Annotated in this window: 11 protein-coding genes; 7 read left to right on the plus strand and 4 right to left on the minus strand. The window is 62.5% G+C overall.

Translation table 11 applies throughout. The annotated features are described in order from the left end of the window. Window positions 1-162 precede the first annotated feature (162 nt). Window positions 163-462, minus strand: coding sequence for a YciI family protein (locus BOH68_RS01875; protein WP_077378958.1), 300 nt, complete (start codon window positions 460-462; stop codon window positions 163-165). Then, complete coding sequence (locus tag BOH68_RS01880; protein ID WP_077378961.1) at window positions 462-1,043, minus strand: septation protein A; 582 nt, start codon at window positions 1,041-1,043, stop codon at window positions 462-464. The genes BOH68_RS01875 and BOH68_RS01880 overlap by 1 nt, the downstream gene beginning before the upstream one ends. A gap of 255 nt (window positions 1,044-1,298) precedes the next feature. Between BOH68_RS01880 and BOH68_RS01885 the strand changes: the two genes are divergently transcribed. The 3 genes from BOH68_RS01885 to BOH68_RS01895 all read left to right on the plus strand — a co-directional run bounded on the left by BOH68_RS01885 (window position 1,299) and on the right by BOH68_RS01895 (window position 4,075). Continuing rightward, window positions 1,299-2,303, plus strand: a complete 1,005-nt coding sequence (locus tag BOH68_RS01885) for a PHP domain-containing protein (protein ID WP_240499608.1) — start codon at window positions 1,299-1,301, stop codon at window positions 2,301-2,303. 163 nt (window positions 2,304-2,466) lie between these two features. Next, window positions 2,467-3,090 (plus strand): L-threonylcarbamoyladenylate synthase, encoded by a 624-nt coding sequence (locus tag BOH68_RS01890; protein ID WP_077378966.1) that lies wholly within the window; start codon window positions 2,467-2,469, stop codon window positions 3,088-3,090. Window positions 3,091-3,265: 175 nt separating this feature from the next. Then, complete coding sequence (locus BOH68_RS01895; RefSeq protein ID WP_258038345.1) at window positions 3,266-4,075, plus strand: 5'-nucleotidase, lipoprotein e(P4) family; 810 nt, start codon at window positions 3,266-3,268, stop codon at window positions 4,073-4,075. Window positions 4,076-4,179: 104 nt separating this feature from the next. Here the strand turns inward: BOH68_RS01895 and BOH68_RS01900 are convergent, their stop codons facing one another. Together BOH68_RS01900 and BOH68_RS01905 are read right to left on the minus strand one after the other, a co-directional pair. Further along, entirely contained in the window at window positions 4,180-5,226 is a 1,047-nt protein-coding gene (locus tag BOH68_RS01900) for an ion transporter (protein ID WP_077378970.1), read from the minus strand. Between the two features lie 178 nt (window positions 5,227-5,404). Beyond that, on the minus strand, window positions 5,405-6,412 hold the full coding sequence (locus tag BOH68_RS01905) for a CYTH domain-containing protein (protein WP_077378973.1): 1,008 nt from the start codon (window positions 6,410-6,412) through the stop codon (window positions 5,405-5,407). A 481-nt stretch (window positions 6,413-6,893) separates the two neighbouring features. Between BOH68_RS01905 and BOH68_RS01910 the strand changes: the two genes are divergently transcribed. The 4 genes from BOH68_RS01910 (at window position 6,894) to BOH68_RS01925 (ending at window position 13,239) form a co-directional block, all read left to right on the plus strand. Beyond that, the gene (locus BOH68_RS01910) at window positions 6,894-7,574 is read left to right on the plus strand and encodes a TIGR00153 family protein (RefSeq protein ID WP_077378976.1); all 681 of its coding nucleotides are present in this window, start codon (window positions 6,894-6,896) and stop codon (window positions 7,572-7,574) included. Window positions 7,575-7,615: 41 nt separating this feature from the next. Then, window positions 7,616-8,899 carry an inorganic phosphate transporter gene (locus BOH68_RS01915; protein WP_077378980.1) on the plus strand — a complete coding sequence of 428 codons (1,284 nt, stop codon included), beginning with the start codon at window positions 7,616-7,618 and terminating at the stop codon, window positions 8,897-8,899. Between the two features lie 340 nt (window positions 8,900-9,239). Then, window positions 9,240-10,550, plus strand: a complete 1,311-nt coding sequence (argA, locus tag BOH68_RS01920; RefSeq protein ID WP_077378983.1) for an amino-acid N-acetyltransferase — start codon at window positions 9,240-9,242, stop codon at window positions 10,548-10,550. A 1,192-nt stretch (window positions 10,551-11,742) separates the two neighbouring features. Beyond that, window positions 11,743-13,239 carry a sensor histidine kinase gene (locus BOH68_RS01925; protein WP_077378985.1) on the plus strand — a complete coding sequence of 499 codons (1,497 nt, stop codon included), beginning with the start codon at window positions 11,743-11,745 and terminating at the stop codon, window positions 13,237-13,239. Window positions 13,240-13,248 lie beyond the last annotated feature (9 nt).

Genomic DNA, 13,248 nt, shown 5'->3' on the forward strand with positions numbered 1-13,248 from the left:
AGGAGGGACGATCGTTCACGGGCATTCCTGGCAGGAGGTCGAGCGGGAGAGCAGGGCATCAGGGCAGTGGCCGGGCAACGTCTCCAACGCAGACGACGGACAGCCAGGCTGTCCGTCGTCAGGGGGCGAAGCCGCCGGTCAGCGGCCGAGCGGCAGTCAGGACTAGGGCAGTGTCTGCTTGAACGGCTTCACTTCGGCGCTTGCATAGACACCGGCGATGACGAAGGGATCGGCATCGGCCCACTTCTGGGCCTCTTCGAGGGAATCGAACTCGGCGATGATGACGCTGCCGCTGAAGCCGGCGTCTCCCGGTGCTTCGCTGTCGATGGCCGGGTTGGGGCCGGCGATGACCAGACGGCCTGCGGCATTCAGGGCCTCAAGACGTGCCAGATGTGGCGGTCGTGCTGCCATGCGCGCTTCGAGACTACCTTCGACATCCTGACAGACAATGGAATACAGCATCACGAATCATCCTTATGTGAAGAGGTGGAAGAGGAAGACTCTTCCTGAGGGGCCTGCACCATGTGACGGGACAGATAGACGCCCTGAACGATGACGAACAGCAGTGTCAGGCCAAGCATGCCGAACAGCTTGAAATCGACCCAGATGTCTTCCGAATAGTGGCTGAAGACATAGATGTTGAGGCCGCCCATGGCGAGGAAGAATACCACCCACGCCAGGTTGAGGCGGTGCCAGATGGCACGCGGCAGCTGGATCGCCTTCTCCATCATGCGCTCCACCAGCGGCTTGCCGCCGAACAGCGGCGAGAGCAGGAAGGCGACGGCAAACAGCCAGTTGACCACGGTCGGCTTCCACTGGATGAAGGCGCTGTTGCCGAACAGCACGGTCGCGCCACCCAGCACGACGACCAGCGCCAGCGTGACCAGCTGCATCTTCTCGACACGCTTGTGACGCCAGTAGATATAGAGCACCTGGGCGAGGGTGGCAGGGATCAGTACGGCCGTGGCCATGATCATGTCGCCAGTCGTCTTGTAGACGGCGAAGAAGATCACGATCGGCAGAAAGTCGAGCAACATCTTCATGAGAAACACACACTCCTGGACACGACGGCGGTGCCGTCGGGAAGGCAAGGGCTTGTGCGAGTGGTATCCTTTGGCAACCAGCGGCGCACCCTTGCCTGCATGCGTTCATTCTGCCGCCATTGCTGCCTGCTGACAAAGCCCATGTGGCTTCCAGACATATACGGCAGTCAACACTGCCCCTGACGTCCCTGCCGAGGGCTTGCCAGCATGATCGGCAACTCGAGGCTCTGGACGTTCATCCCGAGAGGTTTTCCCGTGTCCGACGTCCTGTCCGACCATCCGCCGACATCCGAGTCGCCCGCTCACCAGCCATCATCGCCACCGCCTGCCCGTCCGGTCCCCCGCGCGCTGCCCCAGCGTTTCGAGACGGACATCGAGGTGCCGGACATCGACCTGCACATGCACTCGACCGCCTCCGATGGCGGCATGGCGCCGGCAGAGCTGGTCGCGCTGGTCGCGCGGCGCGGCGTCTCGCGCATGTCACTGACCGATCACGACAGCATGGAAGGCATCTTCGAGGCTCAGCAGGCGGCGATTGCCCATGGCGTCACCCTGCTGCCGGGCTGCGAGCTGTCCGTGCGCTGGCGCAATCAGACCATCCACCTGGTGGCGCTGATGCCCGAGGGCGCCGGAGACGCGTTGAGCGCCGGCCTCAGGCAGCAACATGATGCACGTGAGCGGCGCAGTCACGAGATCGCCGCGCGCATGGAGAAGCTGGGACTGAGTGATGCCATGCAGCGTGCCCGTGAGCAGGCCACGCTCAGCGGGTCGGGAGACCGCCCCCTGTCGCGGCCGGACTTCGCGCGCGCGCTGGTGGAGGCGGGGCTGGCCCGTGATCTTCAGGATGCCTTCAAGCGTCACCTGGGCTCCGGCCAGAAGGGCGACGTCAAGGCACACTGGCCCGAGATGGAAGAGGCGGTGGGATGGATACGTGCCGATGGCGGTGTCGCGGTGATGGCGCACCCGATGCGCTACAAGCTCACCCGCACCAAGCGCGGTGAGCTGCTGCGGGACTTCATCTCTGCCGGCGGTGAGGCCGCCGAGCTGGTCAGCGGCTTCCAGAACATCGACCGTGCGCGTGACCTGGCGCGTCAGCTGGATGAACTGGGCCTCTATGCTTCCGTCGGCAGTGATTTCCACTTCCCGGGGGGGCCGCTGGCACCCGGCAGCATGAGTCCGCCACCGCGCACCAGGGTGCCGCCCGTCTGGTGTCATCCGCGCCTCGCACCCTTTTTTGCGGCCGCCACCGCCACCATGTGATAGAGATGGCCGGACCGGCCTGGCTGACGAGTCGCGTCGTGTCAGGCCGGTCTTGTCGAGAGTTCGCCGAGAATTTGCCGAGAGTTCGCCGAGAATTTGTCGAGAGTTCGCCGAGATCAGTGCGCCAGTGTCCGGCGCACTGTGCTGACGCAAGGAGCGCCGCATGGGACAGTTTTTCCAGATACACCCTGAAAACCCGCAGAAACGTCTTATTGATCAAGCGGTTGCCATCATTCGGCAGGGGGGCGTGATCGCCTACCCGACCGATTCCGGCTATGCACTGGGTTGCCACCTGGGCGAGAAGAAAGCCATCGAGCGCATCAAGCGTCTGCGTGAACTCGATGACAAGCACAACTTCACCCTGATGTGCTCGGATCTGTCGGAAATCGGCACCTACGCCAAGGTGGACAATGCCGTCTTCCGGCTGCTCAAGAGCCACACGCCCGGAGCCTTCACCTTCATCCTCCACGCGACCACCGAAGTGCCACGCCTGCTGTTGCATCCCAAGCGTCGCTCCATCGGCGTGCGCGTACCGGACCATGCCATCACGCATGCCCTGCTGGAGGCACATCACGAGCCGCTGATGAGCGTGACGCTGATTCCGCCGGGCGAGGAGCTGCCGATGACGGACCCGGAAGAGATCCGCCAGCGCTTCGGGCATGCGCTGGATCTGATCATCGATGGTGGGGCCTGCCGCCTGGAGGCCACCAGCGTGGTGGACCTGCGCGACCTGCCGCCCGTCATCGTGCGTGAAGGACGAGGCGACATCTCGAACTTCGTCGAGTGAGGCACGCCGCATGACGCGCGTGGCGAGATGCTCATGACGCGTTGCTCATGATGACGAGAAGCGGATGGTGACATGGCAGGCGAGGTCGTTGAACAGGAATTCAATAACGCTGAGTGTTAATATTCGGCTGTCTTGATAATTCAACGACATACCTATCATGCACAGAGGATCATCGATGCCGATCACGTCTTCATCTCAAGCGCGTGTCTCATTGCTGGCGAGAGCCACCAGGGTCGCGACACTGGCAGGAATCATGGGCCTGGGAGTCGCTCCCGTCAGTCAGGCGGCCGAGACACCCGAGGCAGCGCAGTGTCCGCCGGCAGCATATGCCATGGCACTGCGCTATCAGCAGCAATCGGCGGAAGTCGCGGCCCTGCAGCGTCAGAGCTATGCGCTGGCGACACGTCAGCTGGAGACACTGCTGGCATCTCGTGATGACGAGAAACCTGCCGCGATCATGACCGACCTTGATGAAACCGTGATCGACAACTCCGCGCTGCTGGTGCGTGATCTGAAGGCCTGTCATGACTTCACGGGCTGGGACACCTGGAAGGCGTGGGAGCGAGAGGGCAAGCCGACCCTGATTCCGGGTGCCAGGGAGTTCCTCGAACTTGCCGCATCGCGTGGCGTGGCGATCTACTACGTGTCGGATCGCTACGAGGAGAACAAGGACGCCACGGTCGCCACGCTGAAAGCCCTGGGTCTGCCCGGTGTCGATGACGCCCATGTGCGCCTGCTGGGGCCGAGCAAGTCAGTGCGTCGCCAGGCGATCGCGAAGGATCACGACATCGTGATGCAGCTGGGCGACAGCCTGCATGATTTCGCGGATGACTTCTCCGACAAGACGCCCGAGCAGCAGAAGGCGCTCGTCGCGGAGCAGGCGCAGCATTTCGGCAAGGATTGGATCATGTTGCCGAATGCCTCCTACGGCAGCTGGAGCGAGGCCACGCTGACCGCCTGGGACAAGCCCTTCTCTGACCGCTAGCCCTTGCCGGCTTCCGGCTGAATGACAACGCCCCCGGACCTTGCGGTCTCGGGGGCGTTGTCATTTCCGAGGCGTTGTCGTGTGCCGAGTGACACTCGGCCTCGTCAGCTGCGATCGCGGTCGGGGGAGTCGTCGCCTGGGGAGGCGGTTTCCTCCTTCGCTGGCGGCTCGGCGTCGGGCTCAGGTTCGGGTTCCGGGTCTGTCTCAGGCTCAGGCTCTGGTTCAGGCTCTGGCTCGCGTGGGTCACGCGTGTCTTTATCCAGCCAGGTGCCGCAGAACTTGCAGTACTTGGCATTGCGATCATGGCCCTCACGGCCACAGCCGGGGCAGGCTTCATCGCTGGTCTGCTGCATGCGCAGGCCGTTGAGCACCTCGGCCGAGAACACGCCGGTGGGCACGGCGAGAATCGAATAGCCCAGTATCATCATCATCGCCGAGATGAACTGGCCCAAGGGCGTGATGGGGGCGATATCGCCGTAGCCCACCGTGGTCAGTGTCACCACCGCCCAGTAGAGCGCCTTGGGGATGGAGGTGAAGCCGGCTTCCGGGGGTTCGATCAGATAGATCAGGGCGCCGAACACCGTGATGATGCTGAGTACGGTGATGAAGAACAGCAGGATCTTGCGACGACTGCGCGCGAGAGCCTCGACCAGCATGCGACCTTCGCCGACGAAGGCCATCAGGCGCAGCACGCGGAACAGCCGCAGCACACGCAGCACGCGCACCACCAGCAGTGCCTGCGCCCCCGGAATCAGCAGCGAGAGCCAGGTCGGGGCGATCGACAGCAGGTCGAGCACGCCGTAGAAGCCCTTCGCCCAGGTGCCGGGGTGTTTGAGGCAATAGAGGCGTACTGCGTATTCCAGCGTGAACAGCAGGGTGAAGGTCCATTCCAGGATGCGGAACAGCTCCCCATGGCGGGCATTCAGCGATGGCACGCTATCGAGCATCACCACGGCGACGCTGGCGAGAATCATCGCGACCAGCGCGATATCGAAGGCCTTGGCCGCCTTGGTGTCGGACTCGAAGATCCAGTGGAACAGCCGGGCACGCAGCCTGCCGCTGGCCGGCTCGAAATCGCTGGAGCGAGGGGGGGCGGTGGCGGATTGTGACGTACTGCCGTATTCGTTGGCCGGCCCTTGGCGTTCAGGCATGCGGGCTTCCTTGACTGGCGTCGCAGCGCCGGGGCGGGCTGCGACGCGATGGTGGGGGCAGGGCAGGTGAGGGCGCGATGGCCAGGCGCTCAGCGAGCGATTTCACCGGGGTCTCTCAATGAGCTTTCTCAACGAGCTTTCTCGATGAGCTGTCTCACTGAGCTTTTAATGAGCTGCCTCACTGGCCTCGGCTGCGCAATGCCGCCAGCAGCGACAGGCTGTGCTGACCGAAGACCGCTGTCATCCAGCTGTCTGGCGTGCCCTGCTCACGGGATTCGCTCAGCGCCTCCGTCAGCGCCACCGCATGGACATGACCGGGATGCTGACTGGCGGCCAGGCGCGAGGCCAGGGCCGAGAAGGCGGCCAGGGCGTGATCGTGCCAGCGCATGTCATCTTGCTGCTGGCGGTCGGCATGTGCATCCAGGGCATCGATGGCCGCGGCGAGCAGGGCATTCGTGTCGGTGGTATCCAGCGTCTTCTCGTGCCATTCGCCATCTCTGAGTGCGGCACCGCGGCGTGCCTTGCTGGCATCTGCCGGGCGCAGGGCCAGTCGGCTGGCCAGGGATTCCGCCAGCGTCCACAGCACCCCTTCGCGCTGCTCGGCGCTCAGGTCGTCACCGCCAGTGAGTTCCAGTTCGATCTCGCGGATGTGCGTCTCCCGACCTGCTGCCTTCACGTGGCCGAGATCCAGCGCCATCTCGACGCCGACACCCGCCGTCTGGCCATCCTGCGTCACCGTCAGTTCCAGCTGCCAGGCATGACGTTCGAAATCCGTGCTGAAGGTAGGGGCGAGGGCGCCGAGCAGGTGCTCACGCGCACCTTCCTCAAGCGCCTGCAGAGGGGGAAGGCCGCGCAGGCCATCGAGATCGAGGCCTGTCTGGCCGTCGGGCAGCGCCCATTCCCACTCGCCGCGCGAATGCAGGCCGCCATGGCTTTCGCCACTGGTCTTGAGGGTCTGGCGCAAAGGGCCCGGACTGTCGGCATCCTCTCCACTGCGGCGCAGGCGCAATGCCATCTTGGCGCGTTCCAGTGCATGCTCAGGCGTGTCGAAATAGGTATTGGCCAGCCAGCGACGACGGGGCGTGGTGCCATCCAGTTCCGCGATATCCGCAAGACGTTCCAGAATCGCCGTGCGTCCGAGGCCGCTGTGGGTCAGCGCCAGCTTGAGTTCGATTTCCTGCGCCATGACGACGGCACTCCCTGTACGAGAAGATGAAAAATGAAGATGGCCGGGCATGGATGATGACAGCGATACGAGGACGCTGGCGGCCTGTCCGAGATCCCGGGACAGGCAGCCCCCGGCGGCTTCATGCTCGCGCCTGTCCCTTGCCAAGGCAAGCGCAGAGCGTGTCGCCAGCCTTCCCACGGCAGGTGATCCGTCAGCAGAATCACAGTGATATGACAGTATCGTGACATTTGTGTGACATGAATTGCCTGCCGCCAACTCCTTGGTTATATTATGAACAATGTAATCAGTCAGCGACCCCGCGTCCTGTCGCTACATGACAATCTCTCCTCTGGAATCCTTCGAGTTCCCCCCCGACTGCCGCTGATGTTGCGTGAAGTACAACAGCATGGCGGTATCGTGTCGTTACGATGAAAGTTATGTGATCGTCACAAAGGCTTTGCTACACTCCGCGCGTCAATCCTTAACGCCGACGGCCACTATGGTAACGACCAACCCTTTCTCTTCGATGTTCGGGCGCTCGCCTTTCAAGGCGCTGCACACCCACATCATCAAGACAGACGACTGTGCCCAGCACTTGCTGACCTTCTTCGACGCCTGCGAACAGGGTGATTGGGATCAGGCGGCCAGCATTCGTCAGACCATCAGCAAGCTGGAGCGTGAAGCGGACGAACTGAAGACGCAGCTGCGTCTCAATCTGCCCAATTCGCTGTTCCTGCCGGTATCCCGTTCCGACCTTCTCGAGCTGATCCATGTCCAGGATTCCATCGCGAACGTCACCAAGGATATCGCCGGCATCATGCTGGGTCGCCACATGCAGATACCCACCGCGCTGGTGCCCGCCATGCGTGAGTATCTGAAGACTGCGGTCGAATCGGTCTGCCAGGCGCGCCGTGCGCTGGGCGAGCTGGAAGATCTTGTCGAGTCCGGCTTCGGGCGCAACATGAGCGAGCTGGTCGACAAGCTGATCAATGAGCTGCATGAGCTCGAGAAGCAGTCCGACGAACAGCAGATCGCGATCCGCCAGACCCTGTTCTCGCTGGAAGCCGCTCTGCCACCGGTCGACGTGATCTTCCTCTACAAGATTATCGACTGGGTCGGCGATGTCGCCGATCAAGCTGAAAAGGTCGGTACCCGACTGCAGATCCTGATGGCGCGCTAAGCGCTGTCAGGACGTCCTGCCATCTGCTCAAGAGTTCCCTAATGTCCATCATTGCTCAATACGGCGATGTGCTCGTCATCCTTGCCTGCGTATTCGGTTTCTTCATGGCGTGGGGTGTAGGCGCGAACGATGTCGCCAATGCCATGGGTACCTCGGTTGGTTCCAAGGCCATTACCATCAAGCAGGCGATCGTCATCGCCGTGATCTTCGAATTCCTCGGTGCCTGGCTGGCTGGTGGTGAAGTCACCGATACCATCCGCAAGGGCATCATCGACCCGTCACTGCTGATCCAGAATCCGCAGTTCCTGGTCTACGGCATGCTGGCATCACTGCTGGCCGCCGGTATCTGGCTGCTGATCGCGTCCATGAAGGGCTGGCCGGTCTCCACGACCCACTCCATCGTCGGTGCCATCGTCGGCTTCGCGGCGGCGGGTCTCGGCGTGGATGCGGTCGAGTGGCCCAAGGTCGGTCAGATCGCGGCCTCCTGGCTGGTCTCGCCGCTGCTGGCGGGCTCCATCGCCTTCGTGCTGTTCAAGTCCGTGCAGACGCTGATCTTCGACAATGAAGACCCGTTCGCGGCCGCCAAGCGCTATGTCCCGATGTACATGTTCCTGGTCGGCTTCATCATCTCGATGGTGACCATGGTCAAGGGCCTCAAGCATGTCGGGCTGCACCTGAGCTTCGAGTCCAGCCTGCTGCTGGCCGTCGTCATCGGTGCCATCGTGATGGGGATCGGTGTGCTGATGGAGCGCAAGGTCGCGCGTTCTCGCCTCAAGGAGAAGAATCGCGCCACCGGTGATGATTTCGACTTCAGCGGCGTCGAGAAGGTCTTCGGCCTGCTGATGATGTTCACCGCCTGTGCCATGGCCTTCGCCCACGGCTCCAACGACGTGGCCAACGCGGTCGGTCCGCTGGCAGCCATCATCAGTGTCGTCGATTCCGCCGGTCAGATCGGCGCCAAGGCCAGCATGCCCTGGTGGGTGCTGGTGCTGGGTGGCGGCGGTATCGTCGTCGGCCTGGTCACCTATGGTCGCCGCGTCATCGCCACCGTCGGTACCGGCATCACCGAGCTGACCCCGTCTCGTGGTTTCGCGGCCACCCTGGCGGCGGCCTCCACCGTGGTGCTGGCCTCCGGCACCGGCCTGCCGATCTCCACCACCCACACCCTCGTCGGTGCGGTGCTGGGGGTAGGTCTGGCACGCGGCATGGCAGCGCTCAACCTGCGCGTGATCGGTACCATCGTGATGTCCTGGCTGATCACTCTGCCGGCCGGCGCGATCCTGTCGATCCTGTTCTTCTTCATGTTCAAGGGCATGTTCGGCTAAGCCGACATCTGCCACAGCGCCCGGGCTTGCGACGGGGTTTGCGACAGGGCGCTGCATGAGAGAAACACGCAAGATGCATCGGCAAGACGCATCGGCAAGACGCATCGGCAAGATGCATAGGCAAGACGCATCGGCAAGATGTATTGGCAAGACGCACTTGAAAAACGTTTTTGAAAAAACGTTTTTCAAAAAAAGAGAGAGGCGACCTTCGGGTCGCCTTTCTCGTTTAGGCCGCATGGATGTCAGGGGCGTCGCTCGCCGTGCAGGCTGCGGCGCTGATATGATGATTCATGGGCATGCCTGACATGTCATTTTCCTCCCTCCTGCACGGAGCTGGCTCTTGAACACGCGTTTTCCCTTCGCGGACTGGTTTCGCAACTCCTCTCCCTACATCAACGCTCACCGTGGGCGCACCTTCGTCATTCTGATCGAAGGCGATGCGCTGTCTTCCTCACGACGAACGCAGTTGATTCAGGATCTGGCGTTGCTGCACACCCTCGGCGTGCGACTGGTGGTGGTGTTCGGCGTGCGTCCGCAGGTCAGGGAAGCACTGGAGGGAGTGGGAATCGAGGCCGAGCGTCATCAGGGGCGTTGGGTCGTCACCCGTGACATCCTCGCGCATCTGGAGCAGCAGGTCGCCACGCTGCGCCTGCGCCTGGAGGCCAGCCTGTCGCTGGGGCTGCCCAATACCCCGCTGCATGGTGTCGAGCTCTCCGCCGTGTCGGGCAATCTGGTGATGGCCAAGCCGCTGGGCGTGCGAGAGGGCGTCGACTTCCTGCACGGTGGCGAGGTGCGTCGGGTGCGCAGCGAGGCTATCCAGGGGCTGCTTTCCCAGCAGGCCATCGTGGTGCTGCCGCCGCTGGGCTTCTCCAGCACTGGCGAAGTCTTCGACCTCGATGCGGCCGAGGTGGCCGAGCACGCGGCCGTGGCGCTGGCCGCCGACAAGCTGATCCTGCTGGGAGAAGGGGAGGGGCTGTTCGATGAGCATGGCGTACTGTTGCGTCAGCTCAACCCTGAGCAGGCCGCCGCCCTGGCACCGCCACGTGAGGATGACAGCGAACTGTCTCGTCATCTGGCCGCGGCCTGTGGTGCGGCGCGGCGCGGCGTCGGTCGCACTCACCTGCTCAGCTGGCGGGATCGCGATGCGTTGCTGGGCGAGCTGTTCACCCGCGACGGGATCGGCACCATGATCACCCGCCAGGGCTACGAACAGCTGCGCAAGGCACGCCTGGAGGATGTCGGAGGATTGCTGGCATTGCTGGGGCCGCTGGAGCAGCGCGGTATCCTCGTCGCTCGCTCGCGTGAGCGCCTCGAGCACGAGATCGACGACTATGTCGTGCTCGAGCGTGACGGCATGATCATCGGCTGTGCAGCCCTGCATGTCAGTCGTGACGCTGCCATGGGCGAGCTGGCCTGCGTGGCCGTGCATGATGACTACCGGCGTGGCCAGCGGGGTGAGCAGCTGCTGGCCGAGATCGAGGTGCGTGCACGGCGTGGTGGCCTCACGCATCTGTTCGCGCTGACCACGCATACCCTGCACTGGTTCATCGAGCACGGCTTCGTGTCGGCCGGCCTGGATGACCTCCCGCCGATGCGCCGAGAGATCTACAACTCCGCGCGCAATTCCAAGGTGCTGATCAAGGCGCTCTAGTCACGACCCAAGCACGTGGCGCTCAAGACGCTTGCCGTCGCCCTCAAGACTCTCGACCCCCGTCAGCCGCCTGAACTTTCAGGTGACTGACGGGGGTCTTGTGCATGATGGGCGGGAAATTCCGGCAAGATGCCGCGCTTCTGGCTCGATGTCGCAATTCTTGATCGATGCCGCGCTTCTGGATCAATGCCGCGCTTCTGGATCGATGTCGCACTTCTGGATCAGTGAGTGGCGCGATGTCTTGCAAAGGAGACGTTTCAATTGATTGATATGGAAGGAGAAAATCGTATACCAACGATAACTGTTGGCATTTTGCGACGAAAAGGACATGTATTTCATCGTTTCACGCCTCGTGCGTGGGAATCCACGCCGATGCCGGTTTTTGTATCTTTACAAGTCATTGTTTTTGAATGTGTTTTGCGGTTATTGGCACGGCGTTGGCAATAGTCATGTTGAGCACGAGGGAGTGCCCATGAAAATGGACATTTTCTCCGGCCTTCCAGCGATGACGGTACTCACTACCCTGTGCGCTCCGTGATCGCTGACAGGCCAAGCGTCTGCTCCACGCGATGTGTGACTTCAGGTTGCGATGAGACAGGTACGGCCCCCAGAGGGCATGGAAAGTATCTTTAGGGCAAGGATGCCCGGGCATGGATGCCCGATACTGGATGCGGTGATGCTTGATCCGTCACCGCCATCCCCGGAATTCAGGTGAGCGCCGGGAAGTGCCCGGCGAGCGCCGCAAGCATTGCGATGCATCGCCCCCCTGTGATGTATCCGATAGGGAGCTCGGACCCTGTCCGAGGCGAGTGTCAACTGACCTGGAACGACCACCAGGTGGCACTGGCGACTCCCGGGCCAGCGACAGGCAGACCACCTGTCAGGCCCAGCAATCACGATGGAGGTCTGCTCTCCAGGTAACAGGCATTCGTCGTGATGACTGACCCTTCAGTTCCCTGCGTACTTGGGCCGGCTCTTGCCGGCCCTCTTTTTGTGCGTTTCACGAGGATGGGTCAAGTGAATCATCCACGACACCTGCCCGGGCGCGGTTTCTGTCGTCGAGCGGGGATGAATTAAATCAGAATCATATTGATTAACGAACTGGCAACCGCGATGGGCGCTGGCGAACTCTGGTATCCTTGGAAGACGTGATTCGATGATGACCACCCCTTTCCTGCATAGAGTTCTTTCAATGGCCTCCAAGGTGACACGGCACTGGCGCCCCCGCTCTCTGCTTCAATTGGTATTGATGGCATTCATGGTGGTGATGCTGCCGATTGCAGTGCTGATGTTCCAGGCGGGTCAGGCACTCTCCGAGCTCTCGGAGCTGGCCGATGTCAGCGCTCGCCAGGCGGTTGACCAGACTCGCCGAGCCCGCACCCTGACCAATCTCGCCGTCGAGATGGAGCGCAGCGCACGCCAGTACGCGGTGCTGGAAAATCCGGATCTGATGAAGATCTACGCTGACAAGGCCAGTGCCTTCCGCGAGCTGCTGGACGAGCAGGCGCGCCTGCTGGGCGAGGGAGACCCGCGCGTCAGCGAACTCAAGGGCTCGCTGTCGCAACTCGAGCGCATGCCCGAGATGAGCGTGGCGCAGGTCAGCAGTCATCTCGAGGACTTCGGTCCCTTCTCCATCCAGGCCAGCGGCCTTCTGAACTCCACCCGTGAACTCGTCGATGCCCGCATCGAGGGCATTCGTGCGCGCGCCTCCCAGGTGAAGACTCAACTGTGGTGGCAGACGGCCGCGCTCGTCTCCATCAGCCTGTTGCTGATGCTGTTCTTCACCTGGCTGATCATTCGTCCCATCCGTCAGCTGGAGCGGCGCATCAATGGTCTCGGCAGCGGCACCGACCGAGAGGGTCCGCTCATCAAGGGGCCCGCCGAGTTGGTCCAGCTGGGTGAGCGTCTCGACTGGCTGGCGGCACGCCTGGATGAGCTGGAAGAGCAGAAGCAGCAGTTCCTGCGTCACATGTCGCATGAGCTCAAGACACCGCTGGCCAGCATCCGTGAAGGCACCGGGTTGTTGATCGATGAGGTCGCCGGCCCGCTCAGCCCGCATCAGATGGAAATTCTTGGTCTGCTGGATGACTCCAGCAAGGAATTGCAGAAGCTGATCGAGCAGCTCCTGGACTACAATCTGCTGCAACACAATCAGGGGCTCGAACGTAGCCGCTTCGATGTGCACGAAGTCTTCAAGGAAGTGCTGTCAAAGCACCGCCTGGCACTGGAGAAGAAGGGCATGCGCGTGCACCTGCCACCCGCCAGCCTCAGCTGGGAGGCGGATCGTCCGCGTACCGGCCGGATTCTCGACAACCTGATCTCCAACGCCATCGCCTATGGGGAAGATGGCGGCGATCTATGGCTGAGGGCGCGCAAGGAGCGTCGCCAGCTGGTGATCGAGGTCGCCAACAGCGGCGAACCGATCGCCCCGAAGGACCGCGATCACCTGTTCCAGCCCTTCTATCAGGGCGCGGTGAAGCGCAAGGGGCCGCTCAAGGGCTCCGGTATCGGTCTTTCGGTGGCCGCCGACAGTGCTCGCGCCCAGTTTGGTCAACTGGCGCTGGTGGAGGACGCCAAGGCCGACGTCTGTTTCCGCCTGACCTTGCCGACCCCCAGCCGCTCACCCTCCTCTGGTCAGGAAGGTGAGCAGGTCCTGCTGGGGGGTGACAGTGCACCCCATACCACATGAAATGGCACC

The organism is Cobetia sp. MM1IDA2H-1 (genome assembly GCF_002916775.2).
In the GTDB taxonomy this organism is placed as follows: domain Bacteria; phylum Pseudomonadota; class Gammaproteobacteria; order Pseudomonadales; family Halomonadaceae; genus Cobetia; species Cobetia marina.